Annotated in this window: 26 protein-coding genes; 3 read left to right on the plus strand and 23 right to left on the minus strand. The window is 52.6% G+C overall.

The window, feature by feature from the left end; all coding sequences use genetic code 11:
* Positions 1-5: 5 nt before the first annotated feature.
* The 7 genes from ABIE02_RS14980 to ABIE02_RS15010 form a co-directional block, all read right to left on the minus strand.
* The gene (locus ABIE02_RS14980; protein ID WP_059307183.1) at positions 6-1,178 is read right to left on the minus strand and encodes a phage tail sheath protein; all 1,173 of its coding nucleotides are present in this window, start codon (positions 1,176-1,178) and stop codon (positions 6-8) included.
* Between the two features lie 204 nt (positions 1,179-1,382).
* On the minus strand, positions 1,383-1,799 hold the full coding sequence (locus tag ABIE02_RS14985) for a tail fiber assembly protein (RefSeq protein WP_059307182.1): 417 nt from the start codon (positions 1,797-1,799) through the stop codon (positions 1,383-1,385).
* A 1-nt stretch (position 1,800) separates the two neighbouring features.
* Complete coding sequence (locus ABIE02_RS14990) at positions 1,801-4,743, minus strand: phage tail protein (RefSeq protein WP_059307181.1); 2,943 nt, start codon at positions 4,741-4,743, stop codon at positions 1,801-1,803.
* 5 nt (positions 4,744-4,748) lie between these two features.
* Entirely contained in the window at positions 4,749-5,270 is a 522-nt protein-coding gene (locus tag ABIE02_RS14995; RefSeq protein WP_059307180.1) for a phage tail protein I, read from the minus strand.
* Complete coding sequence (locus ABIE02_RS15000) at positions 5,263-6,171, minus strand: baseplate assembly protein (protein ID WP_059307179.1); 909 nt, start codon at positions 6,169-6,171, stop codon at positions 5,263-5,265. Before ABIE02_RS15000 ends, ABIE02_RS14995 begins: the two co-directional genes overlap by 8 nt.
* Positions 6,158-6,517: a GPW/gp25 family protein gene (locus ABIE02_RS15005; protein WP_059307178.1), complete on the minus strand. Its 360-nt coding sequence runs from the start codon at positions 6,515-6,517 to the stop codon at positions 6,158-6,160. Before ABIE02_RS15005 ends, ABIE02_RS15000 begins: the two co-directional genes overlap by 14 nt.
* Complete coding sequence (locus tag ABIE02_RS15010) at positions 6,514-7,092, minus strand: phage baseplate assembly protein V (protein WP_059307177.1); 579 nt, start codon at positions 7,090-7,092, stop codon at positions 6,514-6,516. Before ABIE02_RS15010 ends, ABIE02_RS15005 begins: the two co-directional genes overlap by 4 nt.
* A gap of 78 nt (positions 7,093-7,170) precedes the next feature.
* Here ABIE02_RS15010 and ABIE02_RS15015 point away from each other — a divergent pair, with 78 nt between their 5' ends.
* A complete protein-coding gene (locus ABIE02_RS15015) occupies positions 7,171-8,199 on the plus strand; it encodes a DUF5677 domain-containing protein (protein WP_059307176.1) in 1,029 nt (342 codons plus the stop codon).
* A 3-nt stretch (positions 8,200-8,202) separates the two neighbouring features.
* On the opposite strand, the gene ABIE02_RS15020 is transcribed toward ABIE02_RS15015, so the two are convergent.
* The 12 genes from ABIE02_RS15020 to ABIE02_RS15075 form a co-directional block, all read right to left on the minus strand.
* Positions 8,203-8,649, minus strand: a complete 447-nt coding sequence (locus ABIE02_RS15020; protein WP_059307175.1) for a phage virion morphogenesis protein — start codon at positions 8,647-8,649, stop codon at positions 8,203-8,205.
* Positions 8,642-9,073 carry a phage tail protein gene (locus tag ABIE02_RS15025; protein ID WP_059307174.1) on the minus strand — a complete coding sequence of 144 codons (432 nt, stop codon included), beginning with the start codon at positions 9,071-9,073 and terminating at the stop codon, positions 8,642-8,644. Before ABIE02_RS15025 ends, ABIE02_RS15020 begins: the two co-directional genes overlap by 8 nt.
* On the minus strand, positions 9,036-9,284 hold the full coding sequence (lysC, locus tag ABIE02_RS15030; RefSeq protein WP_223610369.1) for an Rz1-like lysis system protein LysC: 249 nt from the start codon (positions 9,282-9,284) through the stop codon (positions 9,036-9,038). Before lysC ends, ABIE02_RS15025 begins: the two co-directional genes overlap by 38 nt.
* Positions 9,169-9,594 (minus strand): Rz-like lysis system protein LysB, encoded by a 426-nt coding sequence (gene lysB, locus ABIE02_RS15035; RefSeq protein ID WP_059307173.1) that lies wholly within the window; start codon positions 9,592-9,594, stop codon positions 9,169-9,171. Before lysB ends, lysC begins: the two co-directional genes overlap by 116 nt.
* Complete coding sequence (locus tag ABIE02_RS15040; RefSeq protein WP_059307172.1) at positions 9,594-9,971, minus strand: DNZ54_00345 family protein; 378 nt, start codon at positions 9,969-9,971, stop codon at positions 9,594-9,596. The genes lysB and ABIE02_RS15040 overlap by 1 nt, the downstream gene beginning before the upstream one ends.
* Before the next feature lie 4 nt (positions 9,972-9,975).
* Positions 9,976-10,485, minus strand: coding sequence for a lysozyme (locus ABIE02_RS15045; RefSeq protein ID WP_059307171.1), 510 nt, complete (start codon positions 10,483-10,485; stop codon positions 9,976-9,978).
* Positions 10,466-10,681, minus strand: a complete 216-nt coding sequence (locus ABIE02_RS15050; RefSeq protein WP_059307170.1) for an HP1 family phage holin — start codon at positions 10,679-10,681, stop codon at positions 10,466-10,468. Before ABIE02_RS15050 ends, ABIE02_RS15045 begins: the two co-directional genes overlap by 20 nt.
* 3 nt (positions 10,682-10,684) lie before the next feature.
* Entirely contained in the window at positions 10,685-10,888 is a 204-nt protein-coding gene (locus tag ABIE02_RS15055) for a tail protein X (RefSeq protein ID WP_059307169.1), read from the minus strand.
* Positions 10,888-11,352 carry a head completion/stabilization protein gene (locus ABIE02_RS15060; RefSeq protein ID WP_059307168.1) on the minus strand — a complete coding sequence of 155 codons (465 nt, stop codon included), beginning with the start codon at positions 11,350-11,352 and terminating at the stop codon, positions 10,888-10,890. The genes ABIE02_RS15055 and ABIE02_RS15060 overlap by 1 nt, the downstream gene beginning before the upstream one ends.
* 93 nt (positions 11,353-11,445) lie before the next feature.
* Positions 11,446-12,096 (minus strand): terminase endonuclease subunit, encoded by a 651-nt coding sequence (locus ABIE02_RS15065; RefSeq protein WP_059307167.1) that lies wholly within the window; start codon positions 12,094-12,096, stop codon positions 11,446-11,448.
* A gap of 3 nt (positions 12,097-12,099) precedes the next feature.
* Positions 12,100-13,161, minus strand: a complete 1,062-nt coding sequence (locus ABIE02_RS15070; protein ID WP_059307166.1) for a phage major capsid protein, P2 family — start codon at positions 13,159-13,161, stop codon at positions 12,100-12,102.
* A 16-nt stretch (positions 13,162-13,177) separates the two neighbouring features.
* Positions 13,178-14,011 (minus strand): GPO family capsid scaffolding protein, encoded by an 834-nt coding sequence (locus ABIE02_RS15075; protein WP_059307165.1) that lies wholly within the window; start codon positions 14,009-14,011, stop codon positions 13,178-13,180.
* 142 nt (positions 14,012-14,153) lie between these two features.
* Here ABIE02_RS15075 and ABIE02_RS15080 point away from each other — a divergent pair, with 142 nt between their 5' ends.
* Both ABIE02_RS15080 and ABIE02_RS15085 read left to right on the plus strand, forming a co-directional pair.
* Entirely contained in the window at positions 14,154-15,920 is a 1,767-nt protein-coding gene (locus ABIE02_RS15080; RefSeq protein ID WP_059307164.1) for a terminase ATPase subunit family protein, read from the plus strand.
* Complete coding sequence (locus ABIE02_RS15085) at positions 15,920-16,948, plus strand: phage portal protein (RefSeq protein ID WP_059307163.1); 1,029 nt, start codon at positions 15,920-15,922, stop codon at positions 16,946-16,948. Before ABIE02_RS15080 ends, ABIE02_RS15085 begins: the two co-directional genes overlap by 1 nt.
* A gap of 29 nt (positions 16,949-16,977) precedes the next feature.
* On the opposite strand, the gene ABIE02_RS15090 is transcribed toward ABIE02_RS15085, so the two are convergent.
* The 4 genes from ABIE02_RS15090 to ABIE02_RS15105 all read right to left on the minus strand — a co-directional run bounded on the left by ABIE02_RS15090 (position 16,978) and on the right by ABIE02_RS15105 (position 19,614).
* Entirely contained in the window at positions 16,978-18,630 is a 1,653-nt protein-coding gene (locus ABIE02_RS15090) for a P-loop NTPase fold protein (protein ID WP_059307162.1), read from the minus strand.
* Positions 18,631-18,854: 224 nt separating this feature from the next.
* Positions 18,855-19,112: a hypothetical protein gene (locus tag ABIE02_RS15095; RefSeq protein WP_059307161.1), complete on the minus strand. Its 258-nt coding sequence runs from the start codon at positions 19,110-19,112 to the stop codon at positions 18,855-18,857.
* 69 nt (positions 19,113-19,181) lie between these two features.
* Positions 19,182-19,415, minus strand: a complete 234-nt coding sequence (locus ABIE02_RS15100; RefSeq protein ID WP_059307160.1) for a DinI-like family protein — start codon at positions 19,413-19,415, stop codon at positions 19,182-19,184.
* A 10-nt stretch (positions 19,416-19,425) separates the two neighbouring features.
* On the minus strand, positions 19,426-19,614 hold the full coding sequence (locus ABIE02_RS15105; protein ID WP_059307159.1) for a hypothetical protein: 189 nt from the start codon (positions 19,612-19,614) through the stop codon (positions 19,426-19,428).
* Positions 19,615-19,650: the final 36 nt, after the last annotated feature.

The raw sequence follows: 19,650 nt of genomic DNA on the forward strand, positions 1-19,650 counted from the left end.
TCCCCTTACGCGCTGACCCGGCTGGAGAAATCCAGCAGGTATTGATCGGTGATGCGCTGGCGCAGCATCAGGTTTTCTAGCGGCGGCACCGGCGTGTAGTCGTAATCGATAGTGAGCTTCCCGGCTTTCAGGGAGTCCTTATCGTTCACGGACTCATCCAGCCAGCAGTCTGCGCCGATGATGTAGCCCTGCGTTTTCAGGTTGCGCAGTTTGGCGCGGATACCCTCGATAATGTCGCGGGCCAGTGACGGGTTAAGCACACCATCCACCGCCCACATGTGCGCTTCTGCAATGGTGTCAGCCAGCACCTGCGCCGTGCGGGTGTAGTTTTCAAAGGCAAACAGCGGATCGTCGCTGAGGCAGCGGGAACCCCAGAAGCGGAAGCCGTCTTTGCGGATCAGCGTGGTCACATCGTTCTGGTTCAGCAGTCCCGCATCGGTGGCCGGGTCCTGCAGATCCCAGAACACATCTGCAGAAAGGCCGGTGACGCCGTTCACGCCCACGTTGGACAGGGTTTTGTGCCAGCCGGTCTGTTCGTCAATTTTGGCGCGCAGGCCGAGCGCACGGGCGGAGGCGTAAGCCTTCGCATCTGCATTCAGCACGGTGTCAAAGTTGATAAAGTCAGGCCAGATCAACATCCCTTCGCGCTGGCTGAAGTTATCGCGATAAGCAATAGCCTCCTCCACCGTTTTGCAGCCATAGGCGGACAGGTAGGCAAACCCGCGCAGGCTCTGCGCCACGCTGAGCAGCTCAGTGGCAACCGCCTGCGTGTCATGCCCTGGCGCACCGAGAATGCGAGGCTTAACACCGAGCTGCGATTGCGCCGAAAGCAGAGCCTTCATACCGGTTTTTTTACCGTCAGCGGTCACGCCGCCGATAATGTTGGAGGTGGTTTCCGCTTCGGTTTCGCCCTGCGCCACACGCACGACAACCGTCACAGGTTTTGCCTGGTCTGCAATCGCATCCAGCGAGCGTGCCAGCGTGCCGGACTCGCCCGCCTTGCCGCTGGCAGTCAGCACATCGGTCAGCAGGACCGGCTTGTTGAGGGGGAACATGGACGCATCTGCATCGTCGCCGGTGCAGACCATGCCCACGATAGCGGTGCTTACCGTGGTAATGGATCGGGTGCCGTCGTTGACTTCAACAACGCGCACGCCGTGGTGGTAATCCTGAGCCATAAGGCAGTCTCTCCGGTTTACAGGGGGTACGCCTATGTTCTGGTTGATATGCGCGCGGCGCACGCGGCGGGCTTTGTCTGGGGAATGGCACAACGAAAGGGTTAAAAAATTCCCGCAAGCGTGGGGGCTAAATCACCATGTTTCCTTTGCATCACCTGCCGGAATAAGGAGGCAAAAAAAAGAGGCCGCATAAGCGGCCTTTTGTCACAGCGGTTTATCGGGATAGATTGGGTTTTCAGGGTCAACCTTTGTCAGACTGTAGCGATACTTCTGCCATTCCGTCAGCCTGGGTTTATCTGTCTCGTCAATATAACCCCCCTCTGAGGCATCTTTCAGGGGGGCTATCACCGAATCCGCTTCTTTGCGCAAGGCTGTTAACCTCAGAATCGCCGCCGCTTTTAGCTGCTCTGGCGTGGGCGGTGGAATATCCTCCCAGCAGGGCATTCCATTTTCCCCTGCGGCCCGTTGTTTACCAGGGGGAGGATCACCCATAAATTCGGCAGCAGTCTCAATATCCACCTCCACCCCGTCGAACGGCCATGTTCCGGCCTGCTCGTAGGAATCCCTCAGAGAGTTGGGGAAAAACGCATTCTCATATGCACTATAAACATATTCACTCATATTACCTCCCGAAAGAAATCCACTGACCACCTTCCTCAGAGACGTTCACGTGTGCAGTGAAGCCAATCGGCTGTTGTTCGGTCGCGCCCCACATATTTCCACCACCCCATCCCGCATCTGAAACGATCACCTGGTCAACCTTTGTGGGGTATCGGATTGGGAAGTTGATTGTTTTGGTTGTTGTATTCGTAAAATCTATTGTTCCGTACTGGATCAGCAGATCGCCGAGCTTATACCAGCCAGGGCCGGTTAGGATGTTCAAATCTGCCCGTACCAGCGCCGCGCTGTTGCGTGAAAGTAAGGTTCTGGCAAAGGCTGTGAAATCGGACAGGACAAGCAGATCCTTGCCGACAAAATACGGCAGCTTATCGGCAGCGCCAGTAAGTCCAGATAAAGACGTTAACGCCGCATTAATGGGTTGCTTACCGGATAACGCATTCAGCACTGTTGTAGAGAAATTAGCATCACCCCCCAGGGCGTCTGCCAGTTCCTTAAGCGTATCCAGTGCCGCGGGAGAGCCATTAACAAGCGCGGCGAGGGCAGCTTTTACGAAAGCTGTTGTTGCTATCTGCGTGTTGTTAACTGTCTGGGCTGGCGTGGGTGCAGTTGGTATACCCGTTAAGGCGGGGCTGACCAGCGGTGCGCCTCCAAGATTGGCAAGGCCACCTGCCTGTGTAGACGAGCCGGTGCCGCCGTTGGCTATTGGGATTACAGTTGATGGGTCGTCATTAAATTTCTGAGTAACAAATAGAGTCCTGGCACCTTTAGCACCATTAACAGAAACCAAGTACTCTCGCCTATTACCTGCTGAGCTTGTCATTGGCGTCAGCCTGACAAGAAAGAAGTTAGGCCTCGCCTGAATGGTTTCTATGCTAATGGTAGTGGATGCTGAGTACGTCACTCCTGATGGAGGGTTAACCCAAGCTGAAAAAGTTGCGACCTGAATTGAGCCAGTTAAAAAGTCTGCTTGCTGCCAGTCGAATGAAGATAATAAACCACTACTGGCAAGACCAATTCCCATATCCTCAAAGCCTAGCGTTTTGCGCCCACCCTCTGGCGTGGTTGCGCCAAGACCACCGTTAGTAAGTGGAATGACAGTTGAAGAATCACTATTGTAACTTCTGACCACATTAAAAGAACGAGAGCCAACAGCCCCTGTCACCACGATAATATATTCACTCCTGTCACCATTTGAAGCTGACAGAGAGTTAAGTTTTATAACCGCTGCGTTGGAGTTTCTCTGAATCGTTGTCGCCGTTACCGTTGTATTCGTGTTGTAGGTTACGCCTGATGGTGGATTTAATGATGATGAAAACACAAAGGTTTGCATTGAACCGGTCAGAAAATCAGCTTGCTGCCAGTCGAACGACGTGATGCGTGAGGATGCAGTAAGGCCATAGCCCAAATCATTAAGCGCCCCTGTCCCCTGCAAATCCCATGATGACCATGTAGAACCGGAAAGGGTGCGCGTCCACGTTCTATTTATGAATGCGGCATTGGTTACAATTGAGGTGAAAGTCTGAACAACTGAGTCCGTGCTTGAACGCAACTCGACCTTGCATATACCGGTCGGCGTTGCAGTCTGTCCGGCTGGAATTGGCCCGTTTGTAACCGCATTGGTTATCGACCAGATCCCAGGAGTTAATAGCGTATTCATATCGCCAGTGAAATAACCCGGCATTGAACAAAAACCAACGGGCAACCAGACACCCCAAGGGCCATCTGTACCATTCCAGGTGCCAACAAGAGGGCGCATATAAATATTGCCGTTTCTGGTTACGGTATAACGCTGCGTTCCGCCAAATGGCCCGCCTGGAATGACTTCCAGCACACCAACCGCGTTATCTTCCGGGAACCCGTTCACGATTTGCGCATTGGTTGCCGAGTTTTGCGCCCATATACCAATAAAATCTGGCACTGGCCCGTAATTGTTCAGATTGGCATTATTCGGCAGGTTGCCCCGCATCAGAATTGCGGGTGCCACCGCGCGGGTGACAAATTCGGTTGTCGCCAGCTGCTTATCATTTGACGCCTGCGGTGCCGTGGGTGCTGTCGGCTTTCCGGTCAATGCAGGACTGGCAAGCGGCGCCTTGGCCGCCAGGGCATTGAGCATGGTAGTTGCAAAGTTCGGATCGTTTCCGAGAGCCACCGCCAGTTCTCCCAGCGTATCAAGTGCGCCAGGCGAGGAGTTAACCAACGCAGCGATTGCTGTCATCACAAACTGTGTATTTGCGAGCTGCTGCGAATTATTACCTGCCGTCGCCGTCGGTGCCGTCGGCGTGCCGGTCAGCGCCGGGCTTGCAAGTGGCGCTTTAAGTTTGGCCTCATCCATGACGGTTTTTACCGCTTTCGGGGTGGCGGCCAGCGTTTCTGATGTACTGGTTGTCGAGCTGCTGAGCTGCGTAAACCCTTTTGCAGCCAAGGTGGCGTCCGGGTGGTTGCGGGATTTTGCATGCTTGTCGATTTCACTATCAACATAATCCTGCGTGGCCATCACGGTTGACGTGTCCATGGTGATGGTGATCGCGTTGACCTCGCTGACCGCAATCACCATGCGAATCACCATCTTTCGCCCGGCTCCTTCGCTTAATGACGGCTTGTAAGTTTCTGCCATGTTGCCGACGGCCAGAAGTGTTCCGGCGGCATCATACAACGCCATTTCACGGATCCAGAATCCACTCGTTTCCGGTTTTTCCGGTGGAATCACCAGTTCAACAACAATATTTTTCGTATCGCTGGCATCAATACTCGCTCTGTTAATCGGCGCGCGGTAAACCTCCCTGACCAGTTTTGTCTGGGCAGGGTTCGGAGTGGGCAGCGTGCCGCCGCCATCACCCACGGCCATTTTTGCGGTATTGTCCAGAACAATGCTGGCGGTGCCAGCCAGAACCGCCGCGATTTTTGCGGCACCTGCTGTGGTGATAATAGTTTTAAATTTCGCCATGATAGTTACCCTGGATAAACCGTAATAATGTCGCCGTCATAGATGGCCCCGCCGGTATACAGATAACCCGGCACTTCCTGCACAATATTGATTGAGCAGTGACGACTGACGGGCCTGGCATCACTGATCAGTCGGTCCATTTCGATATTCATATTTGGCGTCATGCCGCTTTCCGGCACTCCTATGTCCAGTTCGAACGTGCCAGGCGTGGCATTGTTTTCCCACCATTCCGTAATACCGATGATTCGCCCAAGCGGGCCAACCGCACTGCGGATAGCGGCAAGCGTCCCTTTGCGGCGGTGAATGAAAAAGGCGTCACTGACAGCCTGGCGCTTGACGTTCTCTGCCCAGGCTTCATCCCAGCGGTCAACCGAAAACGCCCACGCCAGATAGGGCAGAAACTTCACCGGGCATTTCCATGGGTTCCACAGGTCACGCAATGGCACATCAAGGTTGCTGATATCACTGCAGGCCTGCGCCAGTCGGCGCTTAAGGACAGACGATCCCGGAGGAAGCAGACTATTCATCCGTTCCCCCGATGGTTACGGTTGCTGCTGTGCAGTAAGCCGCTTTTGATTTATCCAGCACCACATCAACTGCAGGCGCAGTCAGCTCTACACGCTGGACCCCTTCCACATGGAGCGCACCGTAAATGGCAGATCTGCGGATATCACGTCCCAGCCGTGCCTGGGCTTTAATGTAGGATTGCAGCCGCTCAATAGCGGCCGCTTTAATAGGCTCCGCCTCCGGCCCCGGATAGAGATAGAGCTGGGCATTAATCGTGTAATTCACGATGGAGGCAGACTGCACTGTTACCCGGTCAGCCACCGGGCGCACACTTTCATCATTGAGTGCGGCAGCCACAACAGCGAGCAGGTCTGCTGCTGCCGTTCCATCTCCTTCACGGGAAAGTATGGTAACGGTGACATTTGCCGGTGTCGGGCTGATAGCTGACGCATCAGCCACACGGCCATCAGCACTCCGCGCGTGAAATTCATAGGCAGCAGATGGGCCAGCAACGCTCAAACCCTCCATTGCCGCCGGTATGCGCTGGCGTAAATCATTATTAGACTCCATCACCGCCTGAACCGGCGGAATCGCCGTCGGGTCTCCGGGAATGATCGTAAGTCGTTTTACGTTATTAATGGCTGCCAGCTGATCGAGATCACTACCCATGGCATAAGCCACCATGACCGCCTGCGCAGCCTCATTGATTCGCTGACGCAGCAGGATTTCCCGGTATGTGTTTTCCTGCAGTAATTTGGTGACGGGTTCAGATTCCAGCTCAAGTGTGCGCCGCACCGCGTCCTGTTCATCCACCGGATGAAGGGCCACAAAAGCTGCCTTGCGCTCAGCAAGCAGCGCCTCAAAGTCCGGCACCTCAATAATCTGCGGGGCCGGGAGCTGGGAAAGGTCAATTACTGCCATTATCTGCTCCTGTTGGCACTGAAAGGGATACAGACGCGCCGTTATTGCGCTTCCCGGTTAGCTCAACCACCATTGAGCCGTCAAAGCTGCTGCTGATAGTGATGGAATCCAGCGTAAGCCGTGGCTCCCATCGGCTCAGGGCTACGTAGACCGCAGACATGATCTGCAGACGCAGCGCCGGGTTCTGTGGCTGGTCTATCAGGGCAGACAGCAGGGAGCCGTATTCGCGGCGGGCAATTCGGCTCCCTTGCGGGGTCAGCAGAATATCCCGTACTGACTGGCGCAGGTGTTCCGTATCAGTGATAGCCCTGCCGTTACCCTGACTCATGCCGATATACAGCGTCATACCGGGCCTCCCGAGGTATCGCCGCCTTTCATAACTTTGATATGGGCATGGTTATCCACCACGATCCCGTTAGAACTCATGGCACCACCGCCCTGAGTGACGCCACCATTGATCACCACCTCGCTGTTTATGCGCGTGTTGCTTGCTTCCACAACAAACTCACCTGTTTTCAGGGTGATATTGTCAGCCGCCTCTATCACCATTGATTTGATACCTTTGACGTGCCAGCGCCCGGTGGCGGGTTCGTACTCAAACCAGCCTCCGTCCGGGTATTCCGTCACGCAGCCGTCCACGGAATCCGACGGCGGTGCAAACTGATTGGAGTAAATGGCGGGCAGCGCAAAGGCGGTTTCCAGATTGCCGCCCAGGCTCAGCACCACCACCTGTTCATCCGGTGACGGACACCACCAGGTGCGACCGCCGCCGGCACGCAGTGTCAGCCAGTTAATCCAGTTGGTTTCAAGCTCGCCCACCTTTACCCGGCACAGCCAGTTTTCCCGGTCCACTTCGGTCACGGTGCCGGTGCGGATCAGGTTGGTGATAAGGCGCATGATTTCTGTTAAGTTTTTGTCCATACACTTAGGGTGTACCAAGACAAATTGGCGTTCATCAAAACAAAAATGTGTCACTGATGGCACAACTGGGAGATTCGGATGAGTTCTTTTGATAGATTTTATAAATGGGTTGAGTCAAACGGGCATATCGTCGAAGAATGCAATGATGAAGAAATCCAACATCTTTTCATGCAGTACATTGAAGAACTGACAATCACCGCACTTGATTCCTATAATTTAGAAATCCCTAAAATCATTCAACGCAATAAAAAGGAACATGATAACTTTGTGCAAAAACATATCACTCATTGGGAGGATGCTTTAAATCACTTAGAACTCCTAATAGATATTTGCATTAGTTCCGGCTCAGATTTCAGTGAACACCGTAAGATCGAAAGCGACTCTGCAAATGAAATTAAAACAGGCCTTCTGATAAGACTACATGCAAAAGCTTGTTCAATATCCAACGAAATTTTACTGTTACTAAAAAATGGTTACGCTGATGGTGCTCATGCTCGATGGAGATCGCTTCACGAGGTAAATGTTACTTTACAATTTATTAGCTCAAACAGTCCTGTTTGCGCAGAGAGATTTCTGGCGCATGAAATCTATGATAGCTTTTATGGGATGAAATCCCATAAAAAACATGAGCATCGACTGCAAGAGAAGGGTCCTACAGATGAAGAATGCGCTATTATAACGCGAGCATTCAAAGACAAATTAAAGAAATACGGCAAGGACTTTGATTCACAATATGGATGGGCAACTCCTTTTCTGCCTGAGAATAACAGAGCACCTGGATTCCAGAGTTTAGAAAAGGCTGTTAAATTAGACCATATGAGACCATACTTCAAATGGGCAAGCCAAAATATACACCCAAACATTAAGACAATCACCAAAAGCTTGACATTACCAACTTTCGAAACAAGCATTATTAACATTGGCCCAAGTAATTTTGGACTTACAGACCCAGCTCAGAATGCTGCGCTTAGTTTAACGCAAGCAACCGCAACAATTTTAACAATTATTGAAAATGAGAAAAACATAGTAACAATCAATTCATTAACTAAACTCACGGAAGCTATTGGAAAAAAATTCTTAGAAACAGCCAGAATATTTAACAGTTGAAATTCACCTAACTAAATAGCCGAACAATTGCTCTTCTATTAAATTAATTGTCGTATTGTCGAAGCCCAGCAATTGCCTCTTCGCATAACGTATTTCTGGCCCTTTGCGACTGACGCGATCACGCAGGCCGTAATGGTGAACCCGGGCAATACGCTGCACTGAGCCGTCAAACTGAACGCTGGCGGAATCCGCACTGGCAGCGGTTTTCAGGTATTTAGTGGTGCGAAGTTTCGCAAACATCTGGCGCTTAATTCGCCCCTTCTTACTGCGTGCCGTGACCCGGCGCGGCTCATAGCCACTTCCGTCGGGATTGCGCTGCAGCCTGATGTTTTGTTGCTGCGTGCGGCGCAGCTCCTGCGCCAGCTGCCGCATCATGCGGCTGCGCGCGGCAGGCTCAAGATTCGCCAGCAACGCTGCCAGCCAGTCATCCACCCTCTGCAGCTCACCCATGTTTCACCGTCCACATTTCTTCCGCTACGTCCGGTTCCGGCACCGCCTCAACGCTCGACATGCCCCCGTCAGTGCTTACCAGCACTCGCTCCGTCAACTGCAGGTTCAGACTGATATCGCACACATCATTGCGCAGGATATCCACATCAAAGGTGAACAGCTTTTCGCGCAACTCACGGTTATTGATAGCGTCAGGCTGATTGGCAGTGAGCCACAGCAGAACGGGGGCCATCAGCAGATTCTGGTTCCCGCTGAAATCCTCGATCACCACGTTCAGGGTGTAGCGGTATTCCCATGACATGGAGCTGGCACCGGTTGCCACCAGTGAGCCGTTATCCACAAACAGGTGCAGCTTGTCCGGGTTATTGCGGACATAAGGCACAGCCTCATTCAGGGCGTTGCGTAAAGACTGCGGCTTGTTCATTGTCTCGCTCCTGGCACGCAATTATCGTGTCCACTTTGTCAGCACACGCCGCCCAGGCGGCCTCCGTTTCATCCAGCGCTGCATTCAGATCGCCGTTACTGCGCGGCGCTGACCTTTCCAGGCGGCACTGCGTCACTCTGGGACAGCCACTCACGGTAAGCTGCACCTCCGGCGAGGGCCGGACGTTCCCGCAGCCGGATAATGTCAGCAGGCAAAGGAGCATCAGCCCAGCGGCGCAAATCCTCATTTTCACGTTTCAGTTCCTCTATCCGGTGCTGTCGGCTGCGCAGCAGAGCGGAGGTCTGTTCCGCCGCCGCATAAAGCCGCGTCTGCTCCCGGCTATTGGTTTCGTTCAGAATGGACAGGCCGATCAGCTGGCTGTTTTTCTTCGTCAGTTCCTGCGATTTACTTTTCAGCGCCGCAACCTGCGTCTCGATGGTATGGCTTGCATTGTTAAGCCGCCATGACTGCCAGCCCAGCAACGCAAGCGCCAACGCCAGCACTGCCGCCATCGCACGCATCAGACTGTCGCCGCCTCTGAAAACTGAGAACGGACAACCCGATAAACCAACACCGTCAGCACATAAATCACCAGGGTTAACACCCAGCCGGACCATGCCAGGCAGACAATAACCAGGATTTTCATTAACCAGCTGAGCAAAGGCTTATCCGGGGTGGTAAAGAATTTTTTGAGGGATTCTTTGATGGCATGCCTTGCTGCACCTCCGGCAATTACTCCAGCCACTCCGCAGAGGGACAGCACCCAGGTTAAAATGCTCATGATCCAGATGGCGGCAACGACCAGGACCGGGGCGATGCTGCGTGGATAAAACAACGCGGCCATTAACAGCGCCACCCAGGCGATCTGAAACAACACGTTCATGATTTTGTTTTTCATTGCGTTACGCTCCTTTTAAGCACCAAGCCATTTCCCGCTCACGGCGGTTATCCAGCCCCTGATTAAACACACCTTTTACATACACCCAGCGTGGCAGTTGATGGCAGGCGTCTGCCCAGCGCCGCTGGTTCAGCAACTTAACCAGCGTGGAGCTGCAGGCATTGCCGGTGCCCACGTTGAAAGCAAACGACACCACAGCGTCATAGACCTTTTGCGGCATCTGCTGCACCACACATTTTTCCAGCGCCCGCTCCACGCGCAGTACGTTGGTGATAAGTCCCTGCGCCGCCTGCCGTTCCGTGATGGTTTTGCCCGGCATCACACCGGACGTATTACCGATCCCGTCAGTCCAGACACCCGCGCTGCACTGGTAAGGCTGCAGGCGGCATCCCTCGTAATCGGCAATCAGTTTCAGCCCCTCAACAGAGGTATGAAGTGACTGATAACCGGGCAGCGTGGCGGCGATAGCCAGCACCGCCACGACAAGGCAGCGCTTAACGATTGAAGGATTCATACTCCCCCCGCGTGATTTGCCCGCTGCGCAGCAGCTGGTAGGTTTTGTGTTTGTAGTACCAGTTGATCGCCAGCATCAGCACACCTATCAGCACGCCACCAACTGTTGACGCATCCTTAAGTGACAGATCGCCCAGGTATGCCAGCAGCAAGGCGATGCAGTAAGTGATAAAGGCGCTGATTCGTTCAAGCGTCATATTTCAGTCCCATAGCTGGACGGTCTGCGCCGTGGTTGATGCCGGTATATCCGGCATTTCAACCTGCAGCCCGTGCGGTAAAAAAGGGCCATGCTCAGCCAGCCCCGGATTTGCCTGCAGAACCTGCTCAGTGACACCCTGCGTGCGCCCGTAATGACGCCAGCAAAGCGCGTCCACCGTGTCATACTGGTGCGCACGCACTTTCATCAGATAAGCTCCACCGTGCAGTGCGGTGCATCCTGCACTCGGCTGATAGCCCAGCGGGCATCCCGCCACAGATCGCCGCTGGCCTCCGCCAGCTCCTCCCCTCGTTTCACTCCTGATCCCGTGGCGTCATAATCCTGATAACGCTCATTGAGCACGGCACGCGCCCAGCAATAAACGGCGTTAAGGTAGTGCTGAATGCGCTGACTTCTGCCGTCCAGCATTTCTGACGGCACATCAGCCAGGGCTTTACAGCCCAGCATTTGCTGGCGGTTGCGGAAGTCGTACAGTTCAGCGTTAACCTCAGAAATTGCTGTTAGTGCAACCTGCCTTAGACGTGGCTGCGTCACCGTGCCGTCAGTGCGCATCACGCTACGAAATTCAGACAGATCCACATCAGGCCAGAACGGCGTATTTTTAATAACGTCCGCCTGTTCGGGTGCCTGCTCTGGCGCAATAAACTGCATTCGGCTTTCTCCTGAAATAGTGGGCGGTGGACGGGGTTTTGATGTGGCAATGCCTTTCGCCACCCCGTGCCGCCCGTGCGCGGGGCACGTTCTTTAGCGGCTGTCACTACGCAATTTGCGCTCCAGCTGCTGCTTTTCTTTTTTCACGCCGCATCGGGGATCGAGCTGCAGCGCATGGGTAAGGTGATTCAGGGCAGAAGCCGGGTTGCTTTCGCTCAGTACCGCGCCGATGGCTTTATGCAGGCGCGCCCGGGACTGGTCCGGCATATCCAGATCGCTTGTCAAATCCAGCGTCTGCAGGAGCAGATCGGCATCAAAACCGGTGGCGGCCAGCAGGGCGCTTTGTGCGGTGTCCGCCATTTCTTCCGCCAGGACGGTCTGAACGTTGCGGTTTCCCAGCGGCATCACCCAGCCATGGCGCAGCGCATGACGCCCTATTTCCAGCGCACCGGCATAATCACCGGCATCGATACGCCACAGCATCACGTACATCAGCACGTCATCCTGCTGCGCACCTCCGGCAGCCAGCACGCCCTCCGCCCAGGCGGCATACTTCGGCAGAAGCTCCACCTTGATTGCAGCCTTTTTCACGGTGGACTGGACGCCCTTGAGGCGGCGGCGGTCTTCTGCGAGCTGGAGCAGCATCAGGTCATAGCCGGACGCATGGCGAACACTGCCGCCCTCCCGGGCGGCCTGTTCGGCCTGAATGCGCAGGCGGTGCTGCCGTGCGGGACTCAGGCTCATGCGTTACTCCCCACCTTCCGGCGCAGCTGGCGCGGTGTAATCACCGATTTCGATGTTTTCGACCAGTGCCGCGCAGCGATAGTCTTCAATCACATACGCTTCGTTGACGGACTCAAAGTTTTCGATCCGGTCACGTTTCGGGTTGTCGATAACAGAACGACGGCGGGTGTCCTCCTGCCAGTAGATGGACAGGTTATCCAGGCGGGTGATCAGCAGGGCATTCGCCGGGAAGAAAGGCGCGCGCACCGCCTGCAGGCCGCCCATGCGTTTCTGGCTGATAATCAGATCGGCAGCGATTTTTTCGCTGTTCTCCTGCTCTTTGTTAACCAGCGGGAAATACTTGTCAGACAGCAGTTCACGGCCGCAGATAACAACCAGCTCGTCATCGTCCTGATAAACCACATCGATTAGCTCGTTAACCGCATCCATCACCACGGCGTCCAGGTTGGCATAGTCGCCCCCCTTCCCCACCTTCACCGCACCTGCGGTGGTGGTGCCGTTCTGGGTGGTACTGCCCATAACGTGGTCCGGCGCGTCTTCGCGGATTTTCTGCAGCCAGCCCTTATTCACATCCTGCAGCAGCGGGTTTTCTTCGCGGTTGGAGGTTTTGGCGCGCTTCACGCCGTTGAAGCCGATCATGATGCGGTCCAGTGCCTGGCGCTTGACGATGGCATTGCGCACACGCACCTGGAAGTCCTGGTATTTCGCCCAAAGGTCCAGCTTTGCGTAGGTCAGCACCGTGTCAAAGTTGGTCTGTTCGCATTTATATTCCACATCCTCCATCAGCATCGGATCGGTAGGTTCGCGCTCTTTGGTGGTGGTGTCGGTGGTTCCGGCAATGGTGGAACCTACGCCCAGTCCAAGCAACTGCCCGGACTGCTCCGCAACCGGCGTGATGTTAATCAGCGTCAGGAAAGCGGCGGACTGCTGGATCTGGTCTTCCAGCGTCTGCTGCACGGACGGCTCTACGGTGAATTTGCTGGAAAGCTCTTCAACTTCCACACCGTTCAGACGCGCCAGCTGCTGCAGGTAAGCGTTAAAGGCAAAGCGGGTATTCTTTTTCATCGGGTTTTATGCTCCATCAGCAATTGGTCAGGGTGCCTGCCGGTACGTCACCGCCCGGCGCGCGCTGGCGGTAATCTTTACGGCTGTCTTCACGGCTCAGCTGCTGCTGAAGTTCGGCAAAGGCGGACTGCTGCTCCTGCAGCGAAGTTTCAAGCTCAGAAATGCGCGCGTCCTGGTCGGACAGGGATTTATCAGTGCGCTCGCTCAGGTTCTGCTGTTCAGTGGCGACCAGCTCAACGGCTTTATGCACGTCTGAGAAACGCGCATCATCGGTCTGCTCTTTTTTGGTGAACAGGGCAGTGACGCGGGCAAAGAGGGACGGTTTTTCTTCCTGGGTTTCTTCCAGCTCGATCAGCGTTTCTGTAGCGGCAGTAAAAAGGTTTTCAGGATTCTGCTTGCGGTTAGCCAGCGGGTTTCGTGCGGCGCTGGCACTGAAGGTCAGCATTTCGGTGCCCAGGCTCGCCGGATCGTCAGTGGCGGCCAGGCCTACAAGATAGGCTTTGCCGGTGTCGGCAAACTTCGGGCTGACTTCCATAGAGGTGAATAGCTTCTGACCTTTCTTGACCAGTTCAACGAGTGAGCTGGTCGGCTCCACGTCGGCATACAGGGCCATTTTCCCCTTCAGCGGCCCGTCCTGAATTTCATCTGCAATTAACGTCGTTACTCTGCCGTAGCGGTTAAAGGCGCTGTCCGGTGAATATGACTTGATGTGTTCAAGATTAATCAGCGCGGTGTAGACCGCCGGGTTGTAGCTGGCTGCCATTTGCTCCAGCCATTCACGCTGGATTTCGCGTCCGTCGGTGGTGGCACCTTCCACCCCGATACAGAAACGCTTTGCTTTCACTGTCATGAGCCGTGCTCCGTTAGAAAAAACTTACTGGAGCCTTATGGTTGCGGTGATGTGGGGAGTGAAACAACGCGCAGCGCTTGTGCGGTCGGCCATACAAACCGCAGCCGGGGAAAGCGCACTGTTAAGGCCGTAGGCTTGTGCCATGAACACAACACTGACCCCCGCAGACCTCGATCCCCGTCGGCAGGCCATGCTGCTGTACTTTCAGGGATACCGCGTAGCCCGCATTGCTGAAATGCTGGGCGAGAAAGTTGCAACCGTTCACAGCTGGAAGAAGCGCGACAAGTGGGGCGACTATGAGCCACTGGATCAGATGCAGCTCACTACCGCCGCGCGTTACTGCCAGCTCATTATGAAGGAGCAGAAAGAAGGGAAAGACTTCAAGGAAATTGACCTGCTGGCGCGCCAGTCAGAGCGCCACGCCCGGATCGGTAAATTCAACGACGGCGGGAACGAGGCGGATTTAAACCCGAACGTAGCCAACCGCAACAAAGGTCCACGCCGTCAGCCTGAAAAGAATGTTTTCACCGACGAACAGATCGAGAAGCTGCAGGAGGTTTTTCACGGCTCGATGTTCGCCTACCAGCGCCACTGGTATGAGGCAGGCAACCGCCACCGTATCCGCAACCTGCTTAAATCGCGCCAGATCGGGGCGACCTTCTTTTTTGCCCGGGAGGCGCTGATTGACGCCATCACCACCGGCCGCAACCAGATTTTCCTCTCAGCCAGTAAGGCGCAGGCACACGTCTTTAAACAGTACATCATCGACTTTGCAAAAGAGGTTGATGTGGAACTGAAAGGCGACCCGATGACGCTCAGCAACGGCGCGTGCCTGTACTTCCTCGGCACCAATGCCCGCACGGCGCAGAGCTACCACGGCAACCTGTACCTGGATGAATATTTCTGGATTCCGAAATTCCAGGAGCTGCGCAAGGTTGCGTCCGGTATGGCCATTCACAAAAAATGGCGGCAGACCTATTTTTCCACGCCATCCAGCCTGACCCACAGCGCCTATCCATTCTGGTCCGGCGCACTGTTCAACCGGGGCCGCAACAAAGCAGACAAGGTGGATATTGACCTGACTCACGGCAGCCTGGCCCCCGGCCTCCTCTGCCCTGACGGTCAGTACCGCCAGATCGTCACCGTGGAGGATGCGGTGCGCGGCGGCTGTAACCTGTTCGACCTGGACCAGTTGCGCATGGAGTACAGCCCGGACGAGTACCAGAACCTGCTGATGTGCGAATTTATTGACGATCTGGCGTCGGTGTTCCCGCTCAGCGAGCTGCAGGCGTGCATGGTGGACAGCTGGGAGGTCTGGTCCGATTTTCAGGCGCTGGCGTTGCGCCCGTTTGGCTGGCGCGAAGTCTGGATCGGCTATGACCCGGCGAAAGGTACGCAGAACGGCGACAGCGCCGGATGCGTGGTGATGGCTCCGCCAGCCGTGCCGGGCGGCAAGTTCCGCATTCTTGAGCGGCACCAGTGGCGCGGAATGGACTTCCGCGCGCAGGCTGACGCGATCAAAAAGCTAACGCAGCAGTACAACGTGACCTATATCGGCATCGACTCGACCGGCGTCGGCCACGGCGTTTATGAAAACGTTAAAGCGTTCTTCCCGGCGGTACGGGAGTTTGTCTACAACCCCAATGTCAAAAACGCCCTGGTACTCAAGGCCTACGACATTATCAGCCACCGCCGCCTGGAGTTTGACGCCGGGCACACCGACATTGCTCAGTCTTTCATGGCTATCCGCCGTGCTACAACCGCCAGCGGTAACCGCCCCACCTACGAAGCCAGCCGCAGCGAGGAAGCCAGCCATGCTGATCTGGCCTGGGCAACGATGCACGCACTGTTTAACGAACCGCTGCAGGGCGAAGCCGCCAATACCAGTAACATTGTGGAGATTTTTTGATGGGCAAGAGGAATAAAAACCGCGCTGCAGCTAAACAGAGCGTTCAACCGAGCAGCGGCGTATCTACAGAAGCATTCAGCTTTGGCGACCCGATCCCGGTACTGGACCGCCGGGAGTTGCTGGACTATGTGGAATGCGTGCAGATGGATAAGTGGTATGAGCCTCCCGTGAGCTTTGACGGCCTGGCCCGCACCTACCGCGCCGCCGTGCATCACAGCTCACCGATTGCCGTTAAGCGCAACATTCTGACCAGCACGTTTATCCCACACCCGCTGCTGAGCCAGCAGGCATTCAGCCGCTTCGTGCAGGACTATCTGGTATTCGGTAACGCCTATCTGGAGAAACGGACGAACCGGCTTGGCGGCATTCTGTCGCTGGAGCCGTCACTGGCGAAATACACCCGTCGGGGCGTCGATCTAGATACCTACTGGTTTGTGCAGTACGGCATGACCACGCAGCCGTATGAATTCACCAAAGGCAGCATCTTTCATCTGATGGAGCCGGATTTAAACCAGGAGATTTACGGCCTGCCGGAATACCTTTCCGCCATCCCTTCAGCCCTGCTGAACGAGTCCGCCACGCTGTTCCGCCGCAAGTATTACATCAACGGCAGCCATGCGGGCTTCATCATGTACATGACCGACGCCGCGCAGAACCAGGAGGACGTGAACAACATCCGCCAGGCCATGAAAAGCGCCAAAGGGCCGGGCAACTTCCGCAACCTGTTTATGTACTCGCCCAACGGCAAAAAGGACGGGATTCAGATCATCCCGCTGTCAGAAGTAGCGGCAAAGGATGAGTTCCTGAACATCAAGAACGTGAGCCGGGATGACATGATGGCAGCGCACCGCGTGCCGCCGCAGATGATGGGGATTATGCCTAGCAATGTTGGGGGGTTTGGGGATGTGGAGAAGGCGAGTAAGGTTTTTGTTAGAAATGAGCTTATTCCGCTACAAAAAAGATTAGTTGAAATTAACACTTGGCTAAATAAAAAGATAATAACATTTAATGATTATTCATTAAATTAAAAAAAGAGGGGTAAATTACCCCTCTAAAATCACAAATACCGTTTTACACGTATTTTATTAATATTTGACTCGCTTCCGATTCTTATTAAAGCGTTTTTAGCCTTTTCACCAATACGATTCATTCTATCTGAACCATTGCTATAAGTACCAAATTTAAGAGCAGTAGCTATTATTGAGTCACTGCCATTAGTAATAACATCTTTGAATAACTTATAATAGTCCTCTTCTGATGCACTATCTAGAGTGACTTCGTGCCTTTCAGCCCAGCCATTCTGACCTGACAATTTTGCGAGCACATCCCCTATAGATTCTTCCAAGTCTAGACTATTAGCATACTCTTTAATTTTTGACGACAACTCAGAATCTTTTACAGGATGAACATTCATGTAAATAGACTGGACATATTCCTTGAGTGCATCATTAGCGTAAGTAATAAAGCTATTTATTAAATTCTTTGCTTTAATATCTTCATCAAAATCTCTAAACAATCCAACAACGCTATCTAAATCTCCAGGAGTTACATACTCCATTCCATCTAGCACAGCCTGGGATAGCTTTTCAACAACCTCGGTTTGATTATCATCAAATGAATTATGAAAATACTTCCATGCTTCAAACAGAGAACCACGCTTGTTATCACGTATTATTTCATCATTTCTTATTCCAATCTGTATTTGAAAACGATTTGTATCTATATACCCATACTTAACCATATCAATTAGTGCTTCATCAAGCTCATTCGTTCTTTTATAACCGTACTTAAGCAAAGTATTAAGCCATCTTTTTTTCTGTTCCTCCTCCTTGTCATCATACATATAGACATTTCGTATACTGCTAATATATTCCAACGAGGGTACATCTCCATCTGCTGAAAACGCATAATGACTCCAACAATACAAAGTTAAAGAATGCGCTACTTCGTTTGAGATTGTCTTAGCATCTCCATTAATTTTAGGAATCAAAGCTAAGAGGAAACGTTCTATTTTTTTAAGTATTCGAATATTTTTAATTCCTAGCGAGATGGTGTACTTGCTTAACAATTCATGAAGATTAATATCATAACCATAAGCTATAGAGGCGCATTCTTCTGGTGTAGGATTATAAGTAATCTCTCTATCAATGACTTTCTCTTTATAAGTGGAATAATCTCCCATACCATTTGAACCATTGTTAAGCAAAAGAACAACCTTGCAATCTTTTTGCTCTTTCAAAAGAGAGACCAATCCTAATACATCTTTAACCTCTAAGTTTTTACCACGCCTCTCTAAGTCATCTATTACTACAATCATTTTAGAAACCGTCATAAATGACATCGTTTCAAGAGTCGAAGTAAAATTTTTTAAAACTGGCACTTCTTTTAACACACCAGCGAATTTTCGAGAAAACATTTCTACAACCCCAGTTGCATTGGTTGTAGCTGTTTCTAAATCTGGTTTAGTTCCAATGTATTCCGTTGTAATTGTATTTTCAAAAATAGAGTACTTTAAAGAATCAAGAGAGTTGATACCAAAAAGAGATACATAACTATATCGATTAAATAAAATACTATCTTTATTATCTTTTAAAAAAGAATTCCATGTATATGTTTTCCCTATACCCCACTCACCCTGTATAGCCATTACTTCAGGTTCTGTCGATGAAATAAAATCTGATAACTGTTCTTTAACAAATTCCAATGACATATGTATTCTCCGAAAAAGATAGCCAGCCATATTGTAGCCTAGATGCTATCAAAGTAATGAGCGCGCGCTCGTATCCCCGCCACGCCTGCCCGCTTTATGTAGTGGTTTTCATGCAGGTGCATGACACAAGCAAAAGCCCGCCAGAACTGGCGGGCCTGCGTCAAAACGATCCTTAATCGATCATGCGATCTCATGCGGCATAGTCATGCACTCGCACGTTTCGATCAGAACAACGAAAAATTATCATCAAACTCGTTACTTCTGGCCTCAACTTTCTCGTAATGAAGGAGATAAACCACGCCATCATGCAGCGAAATTGGGAATTCAAGTTCGAGCCAGAAAAGGTCATCATAGGTGCGGCCTAACCAGTAACCGCCGCCGCATTCTTTAGGCCGCTGAAAGAATACCCACCCTCCCGGGTGATACTTTGCAAGACGTTCCCCGCGATAAACTATCTGGTAGTTGTCATCCTTCTTTCCCATAGCTAACGCCTCGTTTCACTCGTTGTTCAACCTTACCCCCATCAGAATGAATTCTTTCGGGGGCAACGTTCAGTGTAACCAGCTGTCGTCCTCCCAGACCTGCTGCAGAATTTCCATTACACGTTCTTTATCTTCAGCCTGTCTTACCCCGCTAAGCTCAATACCATTGGCACTGCCCTTGCGGATTCGGATAGCTGTTTTTGGGAAGAGGGGGCGCAAATTTCGGTAAAGTTCGGATTCAAGTGCTTCTAATAGCGCCTGGCTAATTTTCTGCTCTTTATCGATCATTATTTCAATGCGCATAAATTTTCCCCTAGCTGGTAGCGTCCATTATGCGGCTGTATTCATGGTTGCGAATTTTCGCCATCAGCTCGTCCGTCAGCTCAGAAACCCACTGGATAGCCAGTCGCTTTTCTTCTTCGCTGCACTCACTTGCCGCTACCAGTTTTATGAAAAAATCAATGCGCTGAAGTTTCAATGACTCCAAAAGATAATCCTGCATTTTCCCTCCTATTACGGCCACTTACACAAATTAACT

Origin of the sequence: Leclercia sp. 1548, assembly GCF_050435045.1 — a bacterium.
Lineage (GTDB): Bacteria > Pseudomonadota > Gammaproteobacteria > Enterobacterales > Enterobacteriaceae > Enterobacter > Enterobacter adecarboxylatus.